The following is a 23719-nucleotide window of genomic DNA, read 5'->3' as shown; positions in this document are numbered from 1 at the left end:
ATCTGCGACAATCGATCAACGAACCGAGCGGACGATTTCGATGCAGCTGAGCTTCGGCGATGCGGAGTACAACGGCAAGCGCAAGCAGACGCGGCGCGAGGTATTTCTGGCCGAGATGGATCAGGTGGTGCCGTGGAAAAACCTGCTGGCGTTGATCGAGCCGCATTATCCAAAGTCGGGGCAGCCGGGGCGACAGCCGTATCGGCTGGAGACGATGCTGCGCATCCACTTTTTGCAGCAGTGGTACGCATTGAGCGATCCATCGGCGGAAGAAGCCCTGTACGACACGGTGTCGATGCGGCGTTTTGCAAAGATCGGCGGCCTGGATGAGGTGCCGGACGAGACGACGATACTCAACTTCCGCCACTTGCTGGAGCAACACGATGTGGCGCGCAAGCTGTTCAACCGGGTCAACGCGCACCTGTCGCGCAAGGGACAGAGCCTGCGCAGCGGGACGATCGTAGACGCCACGATCATTTCAGCGCCAAGTTCGACCAAGAACCAGGACGGCAAGCGTGATCCGCAGATGCATCAGACCAAGAAGGGCAATCAGTATTACTTCGGAATGAAAGCGCATATCGGCGTGGACGATGTGTCCGGGTTGGTGCACCACGTAGAATGCACGGCAGCCAACGTCGCCGATATCACGCAGGCGCACAAGCTACTGCATGGCAAGGAAGACACGCTCAGCGGGGATGGCAGATATACCGGGCTGGACAAGCGCGAGGAAATGGCGAGAAAGCGCACGTTGCGCTACCTGATCGCAGCCAAGCCCTCGAAGCTGAAGCAGATCAAGAACCAACGCGAATTGAAGCGGGCCAAGCGTTGGGAGCACACCAAGGCCAGCTTGCGCGCGAAGGTGGAACACCCGTTTCGGGTGATCAAACGCCAGTTCGGTGACGTCAAGGTGCGCTATCGCGGTTTGGCGAAGAACACCGCGCAGGTGCTGACGCTGTTTGCGCTGTCGAACCTGTGGCTGAAGCGAAAGCAGTTGATGCCTGTCGTGGGGACGGTGTGCCTGTAACCCGGGCAACACCCCGCAAACGCGGCGGAAACGGCAAAAAATCGAGGGTCTGAGCGCTATCAGAGTGGCTGATGCGGTTTAGATCATCCTCCGACGCCGTTGATCAGACCATCCTTAGGCGAGGTGGCGAAGCCGCTTGTCCTGTTTATTGAAATGTAAAAGCGGCTTGGCAGTGACTGGCTTCGTTTGATGCAGTGAATCTTCGCCCGAGAATAAAATGCATTTGGAAAACGTTATATCGTATTGGAAATATCGCCATCCCAAAAAGCTGCAAAAATGATGAGTACTCGGCCTGCACGTCGACAGGCACAGCAAAAAATGCCCAGACCATATAGCTACACCCTGGGCGCCGTCAGCATCTTGGCTATCTTTGCGTCTGGCTCTGCACTAGCCATTGATCCAGCTCGACTTCATCAACCGGTTGTAGGTGGCACGGTGTTGACAATGAGTCTTGGTAACGAATGTACGGCCGGCCTCGTGCTCAAGCAAAAGGGTTTTCTAGCCAATCTAACCCCATATAGGCGAGCGGTGCGATTCGTTCTGACCGCAGGCCACTGTGGTTCTTACAATAGTTCAGTGTCGGTCAGAGGGGCAGACCTTGGCTATGTTTCTTGGAAGTCCAATGTTTCAGATCTTGAATTGATTCGTGTGGAGCCGGTTAACCATAGTTATCGGCATTGCTCTGCACCATCAACTGGACTTACCTGCTCAATTGTTTCGAGGTATGAGCCGCGTGCATTGGGGAAAGTGTTGCTCTCGCGAGCAGCCGTTTACCGTTCGCGGGATGGGGGGCTTGTGTCGATAGCCGTGACCGATCATGCCCCAGCATCCCCGGACGAACGATTCTGCACAAGCGGTAGAACCAGTGACGTGATGTGCTACTGGACGGATGCGCATATTCCTGCGGGACATCCTACTTCTGCCGGTTCGCTTGGCGCAACGGCTGACTTTGGCGATCTCACAAGTCCAGGTGATTCTGGTGGCCCAGTGGTTAACACATCAGGCGTGATGCATGGAATTATACAAGCTCATGCGCCGAATTTTAATATGATGGTATACACATCCACTGCCCAGTTTTTTCATGAGCAGCCCGATTATGAGGTTGCCCCCCCTAACTGATTTTACGGAAGTAGCCTGTTTCGGAAATTGGTCCCTAATTCTTTGACGTTACCCTCCTGATCGGGGGGAGCTTGCAAAGCAAAAAGCAAGCTTCATACGGTTAGGAGGCCAAGCAGTAACTCGTAATATATGCAGAGATCAAGGTTGCTTTCGTTTTGGACTGGATTCTAGTTCTAGCTGCGTTCGTAGGCCTTCATCGTCAAGTCGATGTGTGGCCTTGGCTACTAACCAATCTTGCAAATCAACCTCGACCTTGAAAAGGGCTAGCCTGACACGCTGTTCTGGAAAAATTTCGGGCCGTCCGATTGCCAGCATGTAGTCGAACTTGGCCGTACCACGCTTCAAGCGTTCGAGTTCTGCATGCGCATGCTGCCTCGCCGTCGCCTCGTCTGCGTACGACTCGCGCAGGCGCTTCGCGTTGTCGTCCGTGCCGACCAAGACCGACTGCCGCCGTGCCTTGCCCTTGTCGACCCAATATGCACGCACGCCGCGGTAGGCATCGCGGTCGGCCACCGAGTAGCGGTGTTGGTCGCCATCGCGGCGCCTTAGTGTGACGCTGGGCAGCGGCTTGCCGCTCGCCGTGGTGCCGGCGCCGATCGGCGCAAAGACCAACGTTCCAGCCTTGACCGTAGCGACCGCATCGAACCGTTGTCCCAGCCGCGTGAGCAGATTCATGTCGCTCTCGTTGGCCTGGTCGAAGTGGGACAGCTTGACCCGTGCCAGCATCTCGGCAACACGTGATGTTAATCCGTGTTCGCCGGCCAGCGTATTGAGTACGGCGCCCAGCGTCGTGTTATGCCAGCTGCGTTCGCGGCGTGTGCGCATGTTTGTCGTGAGATTTGCGCTGCGCGCACGTACGGTGATCACGTCCGGCGCGCCGCTGTACTCCACCTCATCCACGATGAAGGTGCCTTTGTCGACCAGGCCGATGTGTTTCCAGCCCAGGGCCACGGACAGACGCACGCCGCGTTTGGGCAGCGCCATCTTGCCATCGTGGTCGTGGATGTGAAGAACGGGGTCAGGTGCTTAGGGAAGCTCTGAACAAAGCAGCATGATCTGCGACAATCGATCAACGAACCGAGCGGACGATTTCGATGCAGCTGACCTTCGGCGATGCGGAGTACAACGGCAAGCGCAAGCAGACGCGGCGCGAGGTATTTCTGGCCGAGATGGATCAGGTGGTGCCGTGGAAAGACCTGCTGGCGCTGATCGAGCCGCATTATCCAAAGTCGGGGCAGCCAGGGCGACAGCCGTATCGGCTGGAGACGATGCTGCGCATCCACTTTTTGCAGCAGTGGTACGCATTGAGCGATCCATCGGCGGAAGAAGCCCTGTACGACACGGTGTCGATGCGGCGTTTTGCAAAGATCGGCGGCCTGGATGAGGTGCCGGACGAGACGACGATACTCAACTTCCGCCACTTGCTGGAGCAACACGATGTGGCGCGCAAGCTGTTCAACCGGGTCAACGCGCACCTGTCGCGCAAGGGACAGAGCCTGCGCAGCGGGACGATCGTAGACGCCACGATCATTTCAGCGCCAAGTTCGACCAAGAACCAGGACGGCAAGCGTGATCCGCAGATGCATCAGACCAAGAAGGGCAATCAGTATTACTTCGGAATGAAAGCGCATATCGGCGTGGACGATGTGTCCGGGTTGGTGCACCACGTAGAATGCACGGCAGCCAACGTCGCCGATATCACGCAGGCGCACAAGCTACTGCATGGCAAGGAAGACACGCTCAGCGGGGATAGCGGATATACCGGGCTGGACAAGCGCGAGGAAATGGCGAGCAAGCGCAAGTTGCGCTACCTGATCGCAGCCAAGCCCTCGAAGCTGAAGCAGATCAAGAACCAACGCGAATTGAAGCGGGCCAAGCGTTGGGAGCACACCAAGGCCAGCTTGCGCGCGAAGGTGGAACACCCGTTTCGGGTGATCAAACGCCAGTTCGGTTACGTCAAGGTGCGCTATCGCGGTTTGGCGAAGAACACCGCGCAGGTGCTGACGCTGTTTGCGCTGTCGAACCTGTGGCTGAAGCGAAAGCAGTTGATGCCTGTCGTGGGGAAGGTGTGCCTGTAATCCAGGCAACACCCCGCAAACGCGGCGGAAATGGCAAAAAATCGAGGGTCTGAGTGCCATCAGAACCTGTTCACGATCTTCGCAGATCAGTGCAGACTATGCGGATGCGCCAAAAGACCTATCCGAGTGACATGAGCCGGGAGCAGTTCGCACACGTGCTGCCGATCCTGGAACAAGCGCGCAAGCGCACCAAGCCACGCCGTGTGGATTTATATGAGGTGTGGTGCGCAGTGTTGTACGTGCTGCGAACCGGTTGCCAATGGCGAGCGCTACCCAGCGACTTTCCGAAGTGGCGGACCGTGCACTCGTACTTTGCCAAGTGGAGCGAGTGCGACGATGAGGGGGTGAGCCTGCTGGAGCGGGCGCTCAAAAAATCAGGTTGGCGTGGCCCGCGTGAGACAGGGGCGCAACGCTTGCACCAGGTTCTTGATCGTGGACGCGCAGAGCGTCAAGAACACGGACACAGCTGGGCAAAAGGGGTATGACGCAGGCAAGAAGGTGTCGGGCATCAAACGGCATATCGCTGTTGATAGTCAGGGGTTGCCCCACGCAATCGCGGTGACGACGGCGGAGGTGACCGACCGCAAAGGTGCGCTGCAGGCGTTGGAGCGCTGTCAGTCAAACCTGACGCTTGTACAAAGCTTACTGTGCGACGGCGGTTACACCGGAGTACCGTTTGCCAGCGGCGCGCGAGAGATTTTAGGCGAGCAGCTCACGGTGCAGATTGCCAAGCGCAGCGAACTGCACACCTTCAAGGTCATGCCCAAGCGATGGATTGTCGAGCGTAGTTTTGCTTGGCTGGAGAAGAACCGAAGGCTATGGAAGAACTGCGAGCGCAAACTCAACACCAGCCTGCAGTTCATCCATTTGGCCTTCTTGGCACTGTTACTCAGAAGATTGTGAACAGGTTCTCAGAGTGGCTGATGCGGTTTAGATCATCCTCCGACGCCGTTGATCAGACCATCCCTAGCTCACGCGTGCGTGACACGTGGAGCGATCAGTCGCCCTGCTGCATGTGCAGCAGGGTTCTTCTTGCTGCCCTGTCACTGACCAGCCGCGTCCGCGTCGACCACACCGGGGATGGCTTTTGCGTCGGTGAAATGGCCGTGCAACGCATCCACCCCGTGCTGGGGCTTCGCTAGCGGTGTAAGGTCCTGACGGTTGGCGCGGCGTTCGGCCGTGGAGACCGACACTGCTTGATCGCGCTGATCCATCAACGGCTGCTGCAACTCGCCATCGCGATTGAACGACCATGCCAGCATCGGCTCGCCTAGCGGCAAGGCATCGCCAGGCGCGGTGCCCTTGCGCGAATGCCAGGTGTGCCAGGTCTTGCCGTAACTATTGATCTTGCTGCGCATCAATTCCTTCTCTGCGACCTGCGGCAGATTGGGAGCGGACAGCTGGCCGGAGAGAATCTCGCCGTTGTGCGGGTGCCAGAAGCTGCGCTCCTGTTCCGGCAACTGCGCAAACAACGTCGCCGAAATGATGTACTCGATACCGGTGAGGTTGGCGCGCTCGGTGTTGCCATCGTAGAGCGCGCATTGCGCGAGATCTTCATTGACCTGCTGGCAATAGTGATGCGCTTCCATCTGTTGGTCGGGCGCGTCCTTCATTGGATGGAAGCCCACCAGATAGATGTCGAGCTTGCCGACCGGGCCGCTGGGCTGCAGCACTTTTGCCCCGGCTTCCAGCACATTGGTCTTGGCGCTTTCCGGTGCGCCAGGTGGGGTTACCGAGGGCGGGCTGCGCGAACAGCTGGCACACAGGGCAAGGCCGATGAAGAATGCAGAATGTCGCATGGTAATCCAGGTCACTGTCGGTGTGCTCAAGCTAAGAGCGTCGGTGGTGGGCAGGGCGTGAGCGCTGGCTGGGCAAGACGGCGCAGCTTCACCTCGCTTGAGCATCGGGTTAATGATGTGGCCGCCATGCTGCGCGTTTGAGGACGTGAGCATCCGCCGGCACGCCATGGCAACCACTACACGCAAGATCGCTACGTACAACGTCAACGGGATCGCCAGCCGCTTGCCGCATCTGCTCGAATGGCTCAAACGCGAGCAACCGGACATCGTGGGCTTGCAGGAATTGAAAGCAGCACAAGACGCATTTCCGGAGCAGGCCATTCGTGACGTGGGTTACGGTGTGATCTGGCAAGGCCAGCGCGCCTGGAATGACGTTGCCTTGCTCGCACGTGGCGCCGAGCCGGTGGAGATCCGCCGTGGCCTGCCATGGGACCCCAGCGATACGCAGAGCCGCTATCTGGAAGCTGCGATTCATGGCGTGGTGGTGGCGTGCCTGTACCTGCCCAACGACAACCCGCAGCCTGGCCCGAAGTTCGACTACAAGCTGTCGTGGTTCGAACGCCTCATCCGACATGCGAAAACCCTGGTGGACCTGCCACATCCGGTCGCGCTGATTGGCGACTTCAATGTGGTGCCTACCGATGCGGATATCTACGACCCCAAGGGCTGGCGCAAGGATGCCTTGCTGCAGCCGGAGAGCCGTGAAGCCTATCAGCGGCTGCTGGCGCAGGGCTGGACCGACAGTTTGTTGGCAGTGCACGGCGATGCGCCGATCTACACCTTCTGGGATTACTTCCGCCAGCACTTCGCGCGCGACCGTGGGTTGCGCATCGACCATCTGCTGCTCAATCGCACCTTGGCAGCCGGCTTGCAGGATGCCGGCGTGGACAAGTGGGTGCGTGCGCTTGAGAAGGCGAGCGATCATGCGCCGACGTGGATCAGCGTGCGCGTGCCGGATGCATCGGTTGATGCCGTGGTGGACGCCGAGCCTGTTGAAAAGGTGTGCCAGCCTGCAGCGGCGAAGAAGCCATCGGTACGTAAGCCATCGGGCGGGGCGACTCCCACGGCAAAGAAGGCCGCCAGGAAGGCTGTTGCCAAGACGGCGACAACTGCATCGGCAACGCCGCGCGTGCCGGCGAACAAGAAACACTGATGATCTCACGCGTACAGCTGGTGCCATCCACGCCGCCCATTTACGCCGCGCGCTTTAGGGATGGTCTGATCAACGGCGTCGGAGGATGATCTAAACCGCATCAGCCACTCTGATGGCACTCAGACCCTCGATTTTTTGCCATTTCCGCCGCGTTTGCGGGGTGTTGCCTGGATTACAGGCACACCTTCCCCACGACAGGCATCAACTGCTTTCGCTTCAGCCACAGGTTCGACAGCGCAAACAGCGTCAGCACCTGCGCGGTGTTCTTCGCCAAACCGCGATAGCGCACCTTGACGTAACCGAACTGGCGTTTGATCACCCGAAACGGGTGTTCCACCTTCGCGCGCAAGCTGGCCTTGGTGTGCTCCCAACGCTTGGCCCGCTTCAATTCGCGTTGGTTCTTGATCTGCTTCAGCTTGGAGGGCTTGGCTGCGATCAGGTAGCGCAACTTGCGCTTGCTCGCCATTTCCTCGCGCTTGTCCAGCCCGGTATATCCGCCATCCCCGCTGAGCGTGTCTTCCTTGCCATGCAGTAGCTTGTGCGCCTGCGTGATATCGGCGACGTTGGCTGCCGTGCATTCTACGTGGTGCACCAACCCGGACACATCGTCCACGCCGATATGCGCTTTCATTCCGAAGTAATACTGATTGCCCTTCTTGGTCTGGTGCATCTGCGGATCACGCTTGCCGTCCTGGTTCTTGGTCGAACTTGGCGCTGAAATGATCGTGGCGTCTACGATCGTCCCGCTGCGCAGGCTCTGTCCCTTGCGCGACAGGTGCGCGTTGACCCGGTTGAACAGCTTGCGCGCCACATCGTGTTGCTCCAGCAAGTGGCGGAAGTTGAGTATCGTCGTCTCGTCCGGCACCTCATCCAGGCCGCCGATCTTTGCAAAACGCCGCATCGACACCGTGTCGTACAGGGCTTCTTCCGCCGATGGATCGCTCAATGCGTACCACTGCTGCAAAAAGTGGATGCGCAGCATCGTCTCCAGCCGATACGGCTGTCGCCCTGGCTGCCCCGACTTTGGATAATGCGGCTCGATCAGCGCCAGCAGGTCTTTCCACGGCACCACCTGATCCATCTCGGCCAGAAATACCTCGCGCCGCGTCTGCTTGCGCTTGCCGTTGTACTCCGCATCGCCGAAGGTCAGCTGCATCGAAATCGTCCGCTCGGTTCGTTGATCGATTGTCGCAGATCATGCTGCTTTGTTCAGAGCTTCCCTAAGGTGTCCGTGCCTTGCCCTTGCTCATGCATTCCACTTCCGGCGCATGCAGGGCGTAGAGCTTTTGCTTGTCCTTGGGGCGTTGTGTCAACACCCGTTGTGCGCGTTCCAGCCAGACACTGATGCGCTCACGCACCAAGGGGTCCAGCTTGCGTTGCAGATCGCGTAATACGCGTCCCAGGAGCGTGCGTTGGCGTCGCAGCACCTTGTGCATGCGCTTGAACTGGCGCGCATGCGCATAGCGCCCGGCCTTGCGGCTCAAGACCGGGCCTTGCCGCGCATAGGTCTGTCGTAGTGCGATGCCGTGGCGCTTGGCCAGCAGCACCAGCTTCTTGCGCGCCACCTCCAGCAGCCGGCTGTCGGTGGGATGGGCGATCGCCTTTTCCTGCACGGTGGTGTCCACGATCACCCGCGACAACTCGCGTGCATCCACCGCCTTCATCGCATGCGCGGTGTTGATCGTGTGCGCCAATAGCTCTTCCATGCCCGCTTCGCCCAGACGCTGTCGCCAACGTGTCAGGGAACTGGGATCGCACGGCAAGCAGGTCTGGAATACCACCTCGCCGGTGAAGAACTGCCAGTACGGATTTTCCAGCCAGCGCTCGCATACGGCCTCGTCGGACAGGTCGTAGGCGTGCTTGAGGTAGAGCAGCCCGGCGATCAGACGCATCGGCAGGCCGGGCCGTCCGCCGCTGGCAGTTGTGGCCGGCAATCGTGGCGATAGCGCCTGCTCCAACGCACTCCACGGCAGCCGATGGCTTAGGGCCTGTTAACACATCCGAAGTCCATCAACGACAAGGATGAAGCTTAAGAATCCGAGGAACATGACATCCAGCTTTTCGAAGCGCGAGAAAATCCGGCGGTAGCCCTTCAAGCGACGAAACAGCCTCTCCACTTCGTTGCGCCGCTTGTACATTTCTCGGTCGTACTCCCAGGGCTCGACCCGATTGGCTTTTGGCGGAACCACCGGGACGTAGCCAAGATCAAGCGCTAGTTGGCGCGTCTCATTGCCTTCGTAAGCACGATCCATCAACAAATGAATCGGTCGCTCCACAGGCCCAAGGTGTTCAAGCAACGTGCGGCCCGCAGGTGCGTCATGGGCGTTGCCAGGCGTCAATCCGAACGTGATCGCTGTTCGAGCATCTGCGGCAACCATATGAATCTTGGTATTCCATCCGCCGCGCGATTTACCGATGGATTGTGGGCCGTTTTTTTTAACGCACCAGTCCCATCCGGATGCACCTTGATGCTGGTAGAGTCCAGCGAGACCGCCTCGATTTTGATGCGCACGATGTGGGACTTCTGCAGTTCAGCAAACATCCGGTCCAGCACACCTGCCTTGGCCCAACGGTTCATGCGTGTGTACACCGTGTGCCAATTGCCAAAGCGCTTGGGCAGGCCGCGCCATTTGCAGCCATGCTCGGCAACATAAAGGATGGCATTGACTACTTGCAGGTTGGTCATGCCGACATTGCCGCGCTGCCTCGGCAGACACTGTTCGATGAGAGAAAATTGTGCGGGTGTGATTTCCATGCGCAATAGTTTAACCGCTCAAATCATTAGTGTTAACAGGCTCTAGTTGAACCAGTGGATGGCGCAGGTCGATCTGGTTTTCCAGACGCGAACGAAACAACTCATCGGCAGGTAAGTGATCGGCAGCGGGACGGCGTGTGCGCATGGGCGAAAACTGCCAGAAACCAGTGCGTACATTAACGAAAACTGGCAGTTCCAGCACGCCGAAAATGCGGGGGATGGCCTGCAATGGATGTGGTTAGGGGTTTTTCAGGGGCGACCTTTTAGTCTTGAGACAACCATCTTTTCTATAAAAAGGTATACCTGATGGATCCCATTCGTCCGCGCACTCCAAGTCCTGCCCACGAACTTCTGGCCGGACCCCAGCCGGATAGGGTTCAGCCGCAGCCGACTGCAGATCGTGGGGGGGCTCCGCCTGCTGGCAGCCCTCTGGATGGCTTGCCCGCTCGACGGACGATGTCCCGAACCCGTCTCCCGTCTCCCCCTGCACCCTTGCCTGCGTTCTCAGCGGGCAGTTTCAGCGATCTGCTCCGTCAGTTCGATCCGTCGCTTCTTGATACATCGCTTTTTGATTCGATGTCTGCCTTCGGCGCTCCTCATACAGAGGCTGCCTCAGGAGATGTGCAATCGGGTCTGTGTGCAGCCGATGACCCGCAAGCCACCGTGCAGGTCGCTGTGACGCCCGCGTGGCCGTCGCGCGCCAAGCCGGCACCGCGACGGCGTGCTGCGCAAGCCTCCGACGCTTCACCGGCCGCGCAGGTGGATCTACGCACCCTCGGCTACAGCCAGCAGCAGCAAGAGAAGATCAAACCGAAGGCTCATTCGACAGTAGCACAGCACCACGAGGCACTGATCGGCCATGGGTTTACACGTGCGCACATCGTTGCGCTCAGCCAACACCCGGCAGCATTAGGGACCATCGCTGTCAAGTACCAGGCCATGATCGCGGCGTTGCCGGAGGCGGCACATGAAGACATCGTTGGCGTCGGCAAACAGTGGTCCGGCGCACGCGCCCTGGAGGCATTGCTCACGGTGGGGGGAGAGTTGAGAGGTCCACCGTTACAGTTGGACACAGGCCAACTTCTCAAGATTGCAAAAGGTGGCGGCGTGACCGCGGTGGAAGCAGTGCATGCATGGCGCAATGCACTGACGGGCGCTCCCCTGAACCTGACACCGGCCCAGGTGGTGATCATCGCCAGCAATATTGGCGGCAAACAGGCGCTGGAGACGGTGCAGCGGCTGTTGCCGGTGCTGTGCGAGCAACATGGCCTGGCCCCGGACCAGGTGGTGGCCATCGCCAGCCACGATGGCGGCAAGCAGGCGCTGGAGACGGTGCAGCGGCTGTTGCTGGTGCTGTGCGAGCAACATGGCCTGACCCCGGCCCAGGTGGTGACCATCGCCAGCAATATTGGCGGCAAACAGGCGCTGGAGACGGTGCAGCGGCTGTTGCCGGTGCTGTGCGAGCAACATGGCCTGACCCCGGCCCAGGTGGTGGCCATCGCCAGCCACGATGGCGGCAAGCAGGCGCTGGAGGCGGTGCAGCGGCTGTTGCCGGTGCTGTGCGAGCAACATGGCCTGACCCCGGACCAGGTGGTGGCCATCGCCAGCAATATTGGCGGCAAGCAGGCGCTGGAGACGGTGCAGCGGCTGTTGCCGGAGCTGTGCGAGCAACATGGCCTGACCCCGGACCAGGTGGTGGCCATCGCCAGCCACGATGGCGGCAAGCAGGCGCTGGAGGCGGTGCAGCGGCTGTTGCCGGTGCTGTGCGAGCAACATGGCCTGACCCCGGACCAGGTGGTGGCCATCGCCAGCAATAAGGGCGGCAAGCAGGCGCTGGAAAGCATTTTTGATCAGTTATCTCGCCCTGATCAGGCGTTGGCCGCGTTGACCAACGACCGCCTCATCGCCTTGGCCTGCCTCGGCGGGCGTCCTGCGCTGGAGGCAGTGAAAAAGGGATTGCCGCACGCGCCGACCTTGATCAAAAGAACCAATCGCCGTCTTCCCGAACGCACGTCCCATCGCGTTGCCGACCACGCGCAAGTGGCTCGTGTGCTGGTTTTTTTCCAGTGCCACTCCCGCCCGGCGCAAGCATTCGATGAAGCCATGACGCAGTTCGAGATGAGCAGGCACGGGTTGTTACAGCTATTTCGCAGAGTGGGCGTCACCGAACTCGAGGCCCGCAGTGGAACGCTCCCCCCAGCCTCGCAGCGTTGGCGCCGTATCCTCAAGGCATCTGGGATGAAAAGGGCCGAACCGTCCCGTGCTTCGGCTCAAACGCCGGACCAGGCGTCTTTGCATGCATTCGCCGATGCGCTGGAGCGTGAGCTGGATGCGCCCAGCCCGATAGACCGGGCGGGCCAGGCGCTGGCAAGCAGCAGCCGTAAACGGTCCCGATCGGAGAGTTCTGTCACCGGCTCCTTCGCACAGCAATTCGCACAGCAAGCGGTCGAGGTGCGCGTTCCCGAACAGCGCGATGCGCTGCATTCCCCCCCCCTCAGCTGGGGTGTAAAACGCCCGCGTACCAAGATCGGGGGCGGCCTCCCGGATCCTGGTACACCCATGGATGCCGATCTGGCAGCGTCCAGCACCATGATCTGGGAACAAGATGCGGCCCCCTTGGCAGGGGCGGCGGATGATTTCCCGGCATTCGACGAAGAGGATATGGCATGGTTGATGGAGCTATTTCCTCAATGAGGCTCAGTCGGGGGATTACCTGAGCGTTTGGAGTAACGGTGTCAGGTTCTGATGTATCCCCACGTTTTACAGCACCAACGTCATCTGCTCGCGCACTGCGTCGGGCAGTGTGCGTAAGCGTTCTAGCCAGCGGGAGACCGGTTCCATCGGCCAGCGCCTGACTAACGTCTCGCGGCCGACACGCAGTGTCGAATAGAGCTTGCGGGTACTGTTGCGCGGCGATAGCCACTGTGCGATGCCGGTGGCTTCGCAGCCGAGTCCTGCCAGCCAACTGGCGAAGGTGGCCAGCGTGTGGAGTAACAACAGGATCTGCAGGCGCTCACCGCGCCGGGTCAAACTGTCTTCCATTGCCTGGCCGTAGCGGTGCGATTTCAGATCACGAAATGCCAGCCCGATCTGCATCCGCCGTGCGTACAGGTTGACCAACTGCGTTGCGCTGGGTGCGTGCAACTGGGGTGATGCAACGATCAACCACGGCTCGCGCTCACGCGCTGCTGCTTTCAGGCTCGATGATGCACGCGAGACGTTGGCAGGTGAGCGCCGGTTGCGGTGCTGACGCCCTTTTCGTGCTTTGGCATAGAGCACCAGGCGGCAATTGAGTGGATCGCTACGATTGATCTGCATCGGTGGTAATTCGTTTGCACGATTGGAAGCCAATGCATGCAGGTTCCGGCTATCGATCCATTGCGTTACATCATCGGGCACGGCTTGCGGCTTGACCTGCGTGTGTCCACGCAGTCGCCCAACCCAATCCCAGCCCATCGCCGACACCGCACGAAACCATGGCGTGCGGAAGCCGGCATCAGTGACCAGGATCGGACGCACATCGTCTGGAATCAATGCGCGCAGTTGCTGCAAGAAACGCTTCTCCGCGCCAGGAGAGCCTTGTTGCTTTCCCGGAACCACCATATCCAGCAAGGTGAGCGTGCGCCCACCGATCGGGACGGCTGCACGCAGCAGGCACCACGATTTGTCCGGCTTCAGATCGCTCCAATCGATCACGATCACTGGCTGCGTGCCGCGCAACAGCCAATGCGCCATGTCCCGCTCGATGGCGGATCGCTCGGCGTACAACGCACGATTGCACAGCAGGCGGTCGCATGCCTTGAGGGGCGCACGTACCCGCGTAGCGCCTGGCCACGCGCGTGCGATGTCGATCAACGTCAGCCGGCCTCCATGCACTAGCGCTTCAACCGCACGCAGCAAGCTGCGTTGGCGTAATGCATGCATCCCGGAGAGTGAGTTAGGCAAGCATTTCTGCAATACTTCGCTGGCGCGCATGGTCGGTACTCTTCTTTGGCTTAGTCACCTTGAAGCGTGCCCATGCGCGCACTTTCTTCCACACCCTGGCATACCAAGTACTTGATCTTGCAGGAAGAAATGTGGGGATATCTCAGATCCTGCACCGTTTCCTTCACCCGACTGTGCCGGGACTGGCAGGGTGTCAGGCACCAGGATCCGCAGGCCCGAGCTGATTGGCACCCAGGATCTCGTCAATGCGTTTGACGATCTGCGCTGCCTGTTCCTGCGACTCCGCCGCGCCGGTGATCTTCTCGGCACGCGCATGAAACGCATCCCAGAAGTCGTCCGGATGCTGGCTGCGAATCTCGGGCAGTTGCTCTTCCAGGTGTTTCAATTGCGCATCGATGTCAGGGGTCATGAAGCTTCCTCGTAACCATAAAGCCGCAGGCAAGGTGCCTGGCGATCATCAAACAGGCCCGTGGCTGCGCTGTGCAAGCCAGTGGGTGTGCCATGCATCAAGGGCGACGCTGCTGCCGCACAGTCCCGTGTTCTGTTGACCCTTACGCTACCGCTAAGACGGTGAGCCTGACGCCAACGCCACACTCCAGGCCGTCACAGACGAAACCGGAAGCCCAGCGTATAGCTACGCTCAGGCGATGCGATCTCGCGCGGGAAATCGCCGCCACGGCGGCCGAAGTAATTATTGGTTGTGGTTCCCAACAGATTGGTCGCCTCGGCGAACAGGGTGAGGTGCTCGTTGAGTTCGTAGTTGAACGCCAGGTCCAGCCACTTCTCCCGCCCCTGGTTGATCTGCTCGGGCTGGTCGCCGGAACTGTTGAAACTCACTGCGTAATCGCCGCGCCAGTTGTAGGCCGCGCGGGCAGAAAAATGCGCGTACTCGTACATCAGGATCGCGTTGTAGGCATTCTTGGACACGTTGGTCAGCGGCTGACCAATGCCCTCCGGTGAGTCCGCTTCTGCAGAAACATAGGTGTAGTTGAGCTGGCTGCCAAAGCCGGACCACCAGCCAGGCAGGAAGTCGTAGAAGTGCGTGTACCCCACTTCCATACCCTTCAACGTGCCCTCGCCCGCATTGCGCGGCCGGCTGATCGAATACACGACGCCGCCGATCGGCTCGTCGGCCGCGTAGTTCTGGATATAGCCATCGATCCTGCGATGGAAGCCGGCCACCGACAGCAACGAGCCCGGGCGGAAATACCATTCCAGCGACACATCGGCATTGCGTGATTCCACCGGGCGCAGCTGTGGATTGCCGCCGTTGCCGCGTGCCGGCAGCGATTCGGTGGATTGATACAGGGCCAGCTGCGGGTTGAGATCGGCAAACTCCGGCCGCGTGATAGTGGTGCTGCCGGCCAGGCGCAGCAGCAGGTTGTCATGCAGGGTCAGGTTGGCGCTGTAGTTGGGCAACACCTTGTCGATGCGCCGGTCGATGCTGACCGGGCTCAACACACCATCGAGCGACTCGCTCCCTTGCAGCATGGAATCCAGCCGCGTCGCGCGCGCACCGATACGCCCATCCACCGGGATCGAGCCCAATGAAAAGCCATAGTTCACCTGTGCGTAAAGCGCATAGTTGTCTTCGCGGTCGTCGAAGAACAGTGCCGGATTCTCGTCCGGCGCATCCGCGCCATGCCCCATGGCCGAGCGCAGTCTTGCGCTCTGCTGCAGCAACACGTCCTGATTGGCTGAGGCCCAGCGGTCGCTGCTAAACGCACGCGCACCGTCGAGCATGTTGCCCGGCGTCACCGATGCCAGACCTGGCACATCGCTCAACAGCAGCGGTGCACCGCTGCTGTTGTTGCGCGCACCGGTATCGCCGGAATGATTGGTCGCCGTGCGCCTGCTGGCGCGTGCGCCGACATCCAGCGACCGCAGCGGCCCGAGATCGAGCGTGATGTTGGCATCGCCGCGCCACGCCCACTCCTGGCCCTCCTGCTCGTTCCAGCTGTCGTAGTACTGGCCCAGCTCCCAGTTGCCCGGCGCGGCGATGTCGTACCTGCTGCCGTCGGCCTGGGTGATCCAGGTGTCGGCTGCGCCGCTGCCGGAGCGCATGTGCAACAACGGCGCCTGCGTGCTCATGTCCAGCGTGAAAGAGCGGTTCTTGGCGGTGCTGTAGGTGTAGGCCACTTCGCTGCTCAGGCGCATGCGTTCGCCGGTCCAACGCCAGCCCAGGGCGGCTTGATAGGTGTCGGAGGCGTTCTTGTGTGCCTGTGTACTCGACAGGGTGCGCATGTCGCGGGCGACCAGGCCATCCAGCACATTGGTGCCGGGCCGCACGCTCACCGACGCGGTGTTTTCCGGTGTCGCCAATCCGGGGAATGGCAGCCAATAGTTCACCTGTGGCCGATTGTCGTACCCGATGTACAGCGTGTCGACATACACCTCGCTGTTGTCGCTCGGTGCCCACTGAAACGAAAAATTGGCCGATTTGCGCTTGCGGTCGCCGCGCGCCATCAGCCCGCCCGCGCTGTAGGGCACGTAGAGTTGCCGGGTCGCATCGAGAGGGTTCGGTTTGAGATCGTAAGTGCCGTAGAGCGTGTTGGATTCCTGATACGGCCGGCGCTGGTACGACACGCTGCCCATCCAGCCCATCCGCCCCACGTCGGTGTCCCGGCGCTGGCTCAGCGTGAGGCTGCCGTTGGGAACGGTCTTGCCGGATTGATCGCCACGCAGCGCACTGCCACTGCCACTGCCGGCAATGGTGCTTTCCTGATCGAAATCGAACGGCCGCCGCAAATGCACGTCGACCACGCCGGCAATGCCGCCTTCCTGGAATTGCGCGCCGGTGGTCTTGTACACGTCCACGCTGCGCAGCAACTCGGCCGGCACATCGGCCAGCTCCATGTCGCGCCCCACCGTGGTGAACACGTTACGCCCATCCAGTGTGGTGACCACGTTGGGCAACCCGCGCACCAACACCTGCCCCACCTCGCCACCGGCGCGCGCCACCTGCACACCGGTGACGCGCTGCAGTGCTGCAGCCACGCTGTTGTCGGGCAACTTGCCGATGTCTTCGGCCACGATCGAATCGCTGATCTCCGCGTTGGATTGCTTGGTCGCAATCGCGCTTTTCACGCTGCGGCGCATGCCTTTGACCTGTACCGCGTCCAGGGTGGCGGTAGGCTGCGCGGCGGCCGGCTCCGGTGCATCGGCGGCGTCGGGCGTGGCCTGTTGCGCCTGTGCGCTGCCGCTCAACGCCAGCCCAATCCAGAGCGCCAGCGGACGACGGGCAACGAGGTGGCGCGCAACAGCGTTGCGCGAGGATGCGATGAACATGTGTCTCTCCTGAGGCGGTCGTTGCGATGGCACGCGATAGCGGGCTGCGCAAGACGGTCAAACCGGGCCGGACAAGCCGCACTGCCCTGACGGGAGCGAATTACAGCGGCGCCGCGGGCAATGCAGCGTGATCCCGACGACACGCACGCCTGCGCTGTAACGCGGTTTTCACCGGCGTGCGGCAGCTTCGACCGAAGCGACATCGCACGGTACGTACGGCGTCGGCGTTTGCGCGACAATGGCGTCATGAGCAGTCACGACATCTCCCCGGCCGACGCACGTGCACGCGCCCTGCAAGGCGCCTTGCTGATCGATATCCGGCAGTTGCACGAGCGCGCCAGCGGCCAGGCCGAAGGCGCATTGGCGATCGCGCAGGCCAAGCTGGAAACCACGCCCGGCCAGCATCTTTCCGGGCATGCGCGCGAAATCGTGCTGATCTGCCAAAGCGGCAAACGCTCGGCACGCACCGCCGAAATCTTGCGGACGCAGGGGTACACCAGCGTCGCCTCGGTGCTGGGCGGCACCACCGCCTGGTTGCGTGATGGGCTGCCGGTCGTGCGACCGACCCTGCCAGCGGACGAGCAGGATTTTCTTGAACGGTACTCGCGGCATCTGCGCCTGCCGCAGGTAGGCGTGGAAGGACAGCAGCGGCTGTCGCGCGCACGCGTGCTGCTGATCGGCGCTGGTGGGCTCGGCTCGCCGGCCGCGTTCTATCTGGCTGCAGCCGGTGTGGGTCATCTGCGCATCGCCGACGACGATGTGGTGGACCGCAGCAATCTGCAGCGCCAGATTTTGCACACCGAAGACAGCGTCGGCCTCGCCAAGGTGGACTCCGCTGCACAACGCATCGCTGCGCTCAATCCGCGCGTACAGGTCGATGCGGTGCAGACACGCGTCACCGCAGGCAATGTCGAAGCATTGCTGCAGGAGGTCGATGTGGTGATCGATGGCGCGGACAACTTTCCAGCGCGTTATCTGCTCAACGACGCCTGCGTCAAACTCGGCAAGCCGCTGGTGTACGGCGCGGTGCAACAGTTCGAGGGCCAGGTGAGCGTCTTCGACGCCGGGCGTCACCGCGGCCATGCGCCCTGCTACCGCTGCCTGTTTCCCGAACCGCCACCGCCGGAATTTGCGCCCAGTTGCGCCGAGGCCGGCGTGCTCGGCGTGCTGCCCGGCGTCATCGGGATGCTGCAGGCCACCGAGGCGATCAAGTTGCTGCTCGGCATCGGCGACAGCCTGGCCGGCCGCCTGCTCAGTTTCGACGCACTGTCGATGCGCTTTCGCGAGATCCGTCTGCCACCTGATCCGCAGTGTCCGGTCTGCGCTCCAGGGACGGTATTTGCCGGTTATGCCGATTACGCCGCGTTCTGCGGTAGCGCGGTTGGTTGAGAGTGGGTGTTGAACTGACCGTGTGATGTCGGTTGGCCGACTGACGGATTGGCGGTGCGATGCGGGTTTATTGGCTTGAGGATTACGGCAGCTTAGGCAGCACAAATGGCTGTCTTCCGGCGTACGTACCCTCACCCCAACCCCTCTCCCGCAGGGAGAGAGGCTATGGAGCGACTCGCTGTGGCTGTTCAAGGCTTCAGCTTCAACGCCACGACACCTATGCGCAAGCCAGTGGAATGCGCACTCTACTCATTCAAGTTTGGCGCCAAGCGCGTCGCCTGCTGTGCGCTTTCCATCATCCTTCCAACAACGCACTACCTTGCCGGGCAGCATCGATCCATCAAGCGCTCACAACGCGTAAGGAATCACCCGCACGATCTCGCCAGCCTCAAAACGCCGCGCCTGCTCGGGCAATACGATCAACGCATTGCTATCGGCCGCGCCACGCAACAAGTGCGAAGCGTCGCCGCGGTGCGGCAGCGCAATCAGCCGTCCGTCTTCGCCGCACTCCAGCCGTCCGCGCAGGAACTCCAGGCGTTCATGGCGCTTTTCCCATGGGCTTGCCAACGCTGCATGCCAGACCGGGCGCGGCTCGCTGCGCCCCTGCAATCCATCCAGTAACGGCACCCCGTAGGCGATCAGCGTTGCCAGCACCGACACCGGGTTGCCCGGCAGGCCCAGCACCAGGCAGCGGCCAATCTGCCCCAGCACCGCCGGCATGCCCGGGCGCATGCGCACGCGCCAGAAATGGATGCGGCCCAGCTCATCGATCAGCCGCGGCAGATAATCCTTTTCGCCGGCCGAGACGCCGCCGCAGGTGATCACCACATCGAACGCAGCCGCCGCATCTTCCAGCACCGTACGGATGCGCTGCGGATCGTCCGGCAAGGTCGGCCAGGCGGTTGGCGCGTAGCCCAGCGCCCGCAGCTGCGCCATCAGCATGTCGCGGTTGCTGTTGTAGATCTGGCCCGGCCCGAGCGGCATGCCCGGCTCGACCAACTCATCGCCGGTGGCCAGCACCGCGATGGTCGGCCGTGGCGCCACCGCAAGGCGCGACACACCCAACGCAGCAGCCAGCCCGATACGCGCCGGCGTCAGCACCTGCCCGGTCTGTATCAACAGATCGCCCGCGCGCACATCGCTGCCAGCCAAGCGCACCGCCGCGCCCAACGCAGGCTTCGTGCGGAAGCGCACCACGCCATCGCGCTCGTCGGCATCTTCCTTCGGGATCACGGTGTCGGCGCCATCGGGCAGCGGCGCGCCGGTGGTGATGCGCAGGCATTGCCCGGCGCTTAACGTTCCAGTCCAACGCTCGCCGGCAAACTGTTCGCCAACCAGCTGCAACGACGCATCGCCCGCAGCAACATCGGCATGCCGCAGCGCAAAGCCATCCATCGCGCTATTGGCAAATGGAGGCAGTGCCAGCGGTGCAATCAGATCGCCGGCAGAGATCCGCCCATCGGCACGCGAGGTGGCAATGTTTTCATCGGGCAAGCGGTTGCTGGCCGCGACAGCACGCAGAATTTGCAGCGCCTGCGCGTAGGGGATGCGGGAAGGATAGTCGGTCATGACGCGCAGGATACCAGCGCACCGCTACCGCGAATGACCGCCGCATCATCGGCGATTGAAGCAGCATGCGCGTTCGAACAACGCGCGCCATTGCGCGCGAACTCAAGATTTCGGCCGAGCACGACGGTTGCCAATGCCTGGAAACAGGCGCGTCAACGTGGTGGAGATTGCGTCAGCCGTTGGTCGAAAGCTCACGAACATCGTTCAGAGCGTTGGTTGCCGCGCCCTACACAGAGCGATCTGCAACTCACAGCTCGACAGACCAACGGGCTTCCACTACCGCCTGAAACATTGCGTGTCGGGCGGCCTGGATGCACCTACTTCCCTTTAACGTGCCGTATCAGGCGCCGCTTGCGTGCGACCTGACGGTCGGTCAACGTGTTCTTCTTACCTTCGTAGGGGTTGGCACCCTCGCGGAAAATAAAACGCACCGGCGTGCCAACCAGCTTGAAGCGCTTGCGGAAGAAGTTTTCCAGGTAGCGCTTGTACGACTCCGGCAGCACCTTCAGGCGCGTGCCATGCACAATGAAAGTCGGCGGATTCGCCCCGCCCGGATGCACGTAGCGCAGCTTGGAGACATGGCCACGAATGCTCGGAGGCGGATTGGTCTCGTAGGCAATTTCCAGCGCCTGGTTCACTTCGCTGGTGCTGAACTCATGCGTTGCCGACGCGTGCGCGCGGTGAATCGCCTGGAACAGCTCGCGCATGCCCGAGCCATGCAATGCAGAGATCCGCACCGCCTCCGCCCAGCTGACGAAACCGAGCTTGCGCGACAGCAGATCTTCGGCCTGCGCGCGCTGGTAATCGCTTTGCCCGTCCCACTTGTTGATCGCAACGACCAGGGCACGGCCAGCATCTAGGATCGCACCGAGAATCGTCGCATCCTGATCGGTCACGCCTTCGGTGGCGTCCAGCATCAGCACCGCCACCTGGCACTGCTCGATCGCCTGCAGCGTCTTGAACGCACTGAACTTCTCGACCGCCTCTTCCACCTTGCCGCGACGGCGCAGGCCGGCGGTATCGATCAGGCGGTACTGGCGATTGTCGCGCTCCAGATCCACCGCGATCGAATCGCGGGTGGTGCCGGGCACCTCGGAGGCGATCATGCGCTCTTCGCCCAACAGGCGATTGACCAATGTCGACTTGCCTACGTTCGGGCGGCCCACGAAGGCGATCCGCACGCGTGCCGGGTCGTTATCCAGCAACTCGCCGGACCCTTCCTCGGGCAATCGCGCACCGACTTCCTCCAGCAGTTCGTCGATGCCCTGCCGATGCGCAGCAGACAACGCCACCACGTCGGAGAAACCATAACGCGCAAATTCCGAGCGCACGGTCTCTTCGTCGGTGCCGTCGATCTTGTTGATGACCAGCACGGTCGGCCGTGCCAGCTTGCGCAGCCAGGCCAGGATTTCGTCATCGAGCGAGGACGCACCTTCGCGCCCATCGACCACGAACAACACCAGATCCGCTTCGCCAGCGGCAGCGCGTGCCTGACGCGCAGTGGCGCCGGCCAGGCCTTCCTCGTCGCCGGCGATACCACCGGTATCGACGACAATGAAGGGTTGCTGCTCGTCCAGCCGGCAGACGCCGTAGTTACGGTCGCGGGTAACGCCGGGCTGGTCGTGGACCAGCGCGTCGCGGGTGCGCGTCAGCGCATTGAAGATGGTGGACTTGCCGACATTGGGCCGTCCAACCAGGGCGACCAGGGGCAGCATCGCAAGGTCCTTATTGTGCCAACCGGAAGGCGGTGAGATCGCCGTCGGTGTTTTGTACCAGCAGGATGCCATCGACGACCTGCGGCTGCGCCAGCAGCGTATCGCGTCCGGCGCGAGCGCGCGCGGCCAGTGCACCGTCGCTGAGTTTCAGCCAGTGCAGGTAGCCCTTGTAGTCGCCGACCACGGCGTAATCGCCCTGGATGGCCACACCGGTCAGCGAGCGACGTGCCAAGGCAGCCTGCGACCACATCGCCGCACCGCTGCTCTTGTCCAGGCCCCACACCGAACCGGCGTTGTCGGACACCACCACCACGGCCGACGACACACCGACGCCACCGGCGCCGCCGTGATCGCGCGTCCACAGCGGGCGGCCGCTCGGACCTTCCAGCGCCAGGGTTTCGTTCTTGAAGCTGGTGGCGTACAGCGTGGTGCCATCCAGCACCGGTGCGCCGTCCACGTCGGACATGCGCTCCAGCTCGGTACGACCTTCCGGTACGCCGATGGCCTGCTCCCACAACGGGCGGCCATCCTGCAGCGCCAGCGCGCTCAAGGTGCCGCTGTCGTTGCCGACGAACACCACACCCGGGCCGGTCACGATTGGTGCATTACCGCGCACCGACAGCGTCGGGCCTTCTTCGGCATGGAACCAGCGGCGCTCGCCGGTTGCCGCATCGAACGCAGTGACACGGCCGTCGTTGCTGCGCACCAGCACCAGGTTCTGTGCAATGGCAGGTGCGGCAATCACTTCGTTGGGCACCTTGGCGCGCCACTTCTCGGTGCCATCGGCCTGGTTCAATGCAATCACGCCGCCAGACAGCGTTCCGATCACCACCAGGCCTTCGCCAACACCCGGACCACCGGACAGACGCTGCTTGAACTTGCGGTCGTTGCGCTCTTCTTTCTCGGGCTTGTACTCCCACACACGCTTGCCGGTCTGCAGGTCCAGCGCCTGCACGCCGCCGGTGATGGCCGCCGCATACACCTTGCCATCGGCCACGGCCGGGCGCTGACGTACGCCGATATGCCCTTCACCCTTGCCCACGCCGGTGGACCAGATCTTGTCGACCTTGACCGACGGCTCGAGCTTGACCAGCTCTGCGGGTTCCTGCGCCTTCTTGGCAGCCGCATCCTTCCCGGCAAACCAGCCCTTGACGGTGCTGCAGCCAGCCAGCGTCAGGCCCATCACCACAATCAACGCAACGCGCTTATACATATCAACCTGCTTCATCAAATCTGCTCCGCCGGATCGGGCACCTTGCCGCCCACATCCATCAGCTTGGTTTCCAGCAACCGGCGCTGCGGCGAGGCCACATCCACCGTGGTCAGGGCCTTGGTGTACAGCGCACGCGCTTCATCCGGCTTGCCCTGCGCAACCAGCGCATCGGCGCGGATCTCCAGGCTGGCGTGGTCCTGCGCATCGGCCAGCAGCTTGATCGCCTCGTCCGGCTTGCCGCTTTCGGTCAGCACGCGCGCCAGGCGCTGCTGCACGATCTGCTTGAGTTCGCCTTCGGCCGGCACATCGCGCAGCGTCTTGATCGCCTCGGCGTTCTTGCCGGCATCCACCTGGGCCTTGGCCAGACGCAGCGCAGCCAATTCGGCGTAGATGCCGCCCTTGCCGTCGTCGAGCGCCACGATGTCCTTGGCCACCTTGTCCAGGTCTTTGGCCTGGATCGACTTCACCACCGCTTCGTAGCGGGTGTTGGCCTCGACCAATTCGGTATTGGTGCGCTTTTGCCACCACTGCCAGCCCAGGATCAGCGTCAGTCCGAACAGGACGCCGCCCACCAATCCCGCGCCATTCTTTCTCAACCAGGAACGAACGCGTTCGCCTTGTTCGTGTTCGTCCAGCAGATCGTCGATCGCCATGCGTACTCTCGCTCCGTCA

The 23719-nt window shown here is 61.7% G+C and carries 17 protein-coding genes and 2 pseudogenes; 6 read left to right on the top strand and 13 right to left on the bottom strand.

Annotation, left to right across the window (positions count from 1 at the left end; all coding sequences use genetic code 11):
• The first annotated feature begins 40 nt into the window (after positions 1-40).
• Positions 41-1024, top strand: coding sequence for an IS5 family transposase (locus M3O59_RS10340; RefSeq protein WP_373419006.1), 984 nt, complete (start codon positions 41-43; stop codon positions 1022-1024).
• A gap of 1257 nt (positions 1025-2281) precedes the next feature.
• Here the strand turns inward: M3O59_RS10340 and M3O59_RS10335 are convergent.
• Positions 2282-3154 (bottom strand): annotated as a pseudogene (locus M3O59_RS10335) (contractile injection system protein, VgrG/Pvc8 family); the annotation flags it as partial.
• A gap of 83 nt (positions 3155-3237) precedes the next feature.
• On the opposite strand from M3O59_RS10335, the gene M3O59_RS10330 reads away from it, so the two are divergent.
• Both M3O59_RS10330 and M3O59_RS10325 read left to right on the top strand, forming a co-directional pair.
• A complete protein-coding gene (locus M3O59_RS10330; protein ID WP_373419005.1) occupies positions 3238-4221 on the top strand; it encodes an IS5 family transposase in 984 nt (327 codons plus the stop codon).
• A 104-nt stretch (positions 4222-4325) separates the two neighbouring features.
• Positions 4326-5124 (top strand): IS5 family transposase gene (locus M3O59_RS10325; RefSeq protein WP_373419007.1). Its coding sequence is split into 2 segments (ribosomal slippage): positions 4326-4597 and positions 4596-5124, totalling 801 coding nucleotides; the frame shifts between segments, so codons are not numbered across the junction.
• 140 nt (positions 5125-5264) lie between these two features.
• Here the strand turns inward: M3O59_RS10325 and M3O59_RS10320 are convergent.
• Positions 5265-6035 (bottom strand): OBAP family protein, encoded by a 771-nt coding sequence (locus M3O59_RS10320; protein WP_064629991.1) that lies wholly within the window; start codon positions 6033-6035, stop codon positions 5265-5267.
• A 151-nt stretch (positions 6036-6186) separates the two neighbouring features.
• Between M3O59_RS10320 and xth the strand changes: the two genes are divergently transcribed.
• The gene (gene xth, locus M3O59_RS10315; protein ID WP_116907049.1) at positions 6187-7173 is read left to right on the top strand and encodes an exodeoxyribonuclease III; all 987 of its coding nucleotides are present in this window, start codon (positions 6187-6189) and stop codon (positions 7171-7173) included.
• Between the two features lie 172 nt (positions 7174-7345).
• On the opposite strand, the gene M3O59_RS10310 is transcribed toward xth, so the two are convergent.
• The 4 genes and pseudogenes from M3O59_RS10310 to M3O59_RS10295 all read right to left on the bottom strand — a co-directional run bounded on the left by M3O59_RS10310 (position 7346) and on the right by M3O59_RS10295 (position 10073).
• A complete protein-coding gene (locus tag M3O59_RS10310) occupies positions 7346-8329 on the bottom strand; it encodes an IS5 family transposase (protein ID WP_373419004.1) in 984 nt (327 codons plus the stop codon).
• A 67-nt stretch (positions 8330-8396) separates the two neighbouring features.
• Positions 8397-9158, bottom strand: a pseudogene (locus M3O59_RS10305) (IS5 family transposase); the annotation flags it as partial.
• 6 nt (positions 9159-9164) lie between these two features.
• Positions 9165-9928, bottom strand: a protein-coding gene (locus tag M3O59_RS10300) for an IS5 family transposase (RefSeq protein ID WP_330462227.1) whose coding sequence is annotated in 2 segments (ribosomal slippage) — positions 9165-9613 and positions 9613-9928 — 765 coding nt in all. Because the reading frame shifts where the segments join, the coding sequence is not laid out codon by codon here.
• Between the two features lie 10 nt (positions 9929-9938).
• Positions 9939-10073, bottom strand: coding sequence for a hypothetical protein (locus M3O59_RS10295; RefSeq protein ID WP_457853303.1), 135 nt, complete (start codon positions 10071-10073; stop codon positions 9939-9941).
• 311 nt (positions 10074-10384) lie between these two features.
• Here M3O59_RS10295 and M3O59_RS10290 point away from each other — a divergent pair, with 311 nt between their 5' ends.
• Positions 10385-12622 carry an avirulence protein gene (locus M3O59_RS10290; protein WP_409350122.1) on the top strand — a complete coding sequence of 746 codons (2238 nt, stop codon included), beginning with the start codon at positions 10385-10387 and terminating at the stop codon, positions 12620-12622.
• 66 nt (positions 12623-12688) lie between these two features.
• Here M3O59_RS10290 and M3O59_RS10285 read toward each other — a convergent pair whose 3' ends face one another.
• The 3 genes from M3O59_RS10285 to M3O59_RS10275 all read right to left on the bottom strand — a co-directional run bounded on the left by M3O59_RS10285 (position 12689) and on the right by M3O59_RS10275 (position 17161).
• Complete coding sequence (locus M3O59_RS10285) at positions 12689-13903, bottom strand: IS4 family transposase (RefSeq protein WP_330462722.1); 1215 nt, start codon at positions 13901-13903, stop codon at positions 12689-12691.
• Between the two features lie 163 nt (positions 13904-14066).
• Positions 14067-14282, bottom strand: a complete 216-nt coding sequence (locus M3O59_RS10280; protein ID WP_064631321.1) for a hypothetical protein — start codon at positions 14280-14282, stop codon at positions 14067-14069.
• 194 nt (positions 14283-14476) lie between these two features.
• Positions 14477-17161, bottom strand: coding sequence for a TonB-dependent receptor (locus tag M3O59_RS10275; RefSeq protein WP_181920518.1), 2685 nt, complete (start codon positions 17159-17161; stop codon positions 14477-14479).
• Between the two features lie 246 nt (positions 17162-17407).
• Here M3O59_RS10275 and moeB point away from each other — a divergent pair, with 246 nt between their 5' ends.
• Positions 17408-18550: a molybdopterin-synthase adenylyltransferase MoeB gene (gene moeB, locus M3O59_RS10270; RefSeq protein ID WP_116905602.1), complete on the top strand. Its 1143-nt coding sequence runs from the start codon at positions 17408-17410 to the stop codon at positions 18548-18550.
• A gap of 348 nt (positions 18551-18898) precedes the next feature.
• On the opposite strand, the gene M3O59_RS10265 is transcribed toward moeB, so the two are convergent.
• From M3O59_RS10265 to M3O59_RS10250, 4 genes are all read right to left on the bottom strand, one after another.
• The gene (locus M3O59_RS10265; protein WP_249046977.1) at positions 18899-20119 is read right to left on the bottom strand and encodes a molybdopterin molybdotransferase MoeA; all 1221 of its coding nucleotides are present in this window, start codon (positions 20117-20119) and stop codon (positions 18899-18901) included.
• A 317-nt stretch (positions 20120-20436) separates the two neighbouring features.
• Positions 20437-21834, bottom strand: coding sequence for a ribosome biogenesis GTPase Der (der, locus tag M3O59_RS10260; protein ID WP_249045476.1), 1398 nt, complete (start codon positions 21832-21834; stop codon positions 20437-20439).
• Between the two features lie 10 nt (positions 21835-21844).
• Positions 21845-23062 (bottom strand): outer membrane protein assembly factor BamB, encoded by a 1218-nt coding sequence (bamB, locus tag M3O59_RS10255; protein ID WP_249054530.1) that lies wholly within the window; start codon positions 23060-23062, stop codon positions 21845-21847.
• On the bottom strand, positions 23062-23700 hold the full coding sequence (locus M3O59_RS10250) for a YfgM family protein (RefSeq protein ID WP_249046975.1): 639 nt from the start codon (positions 23698-23700) through the stop codon (positions 23062-23064). Before M3O59_RS10250 ends, bamB begins: the two co-directional genes overlap by 1 nt.
• Positions 23701-23719: the final 19 nt, after the last annotated feature.

Origin of the sequence: Xanthomonas nasturtii (assembly GCF_023337365.3) — a bacterium.
GTDB lineage: Bacteria > Pseudomonadota > Gammaproteobacteria > Xanthomonadales > Xanthomonadaceae > Xanthomonas > Xanthomonas nasturtii.
This window is presented reverse-complemented; position numbering and strand designations above follow the sequence as displayed.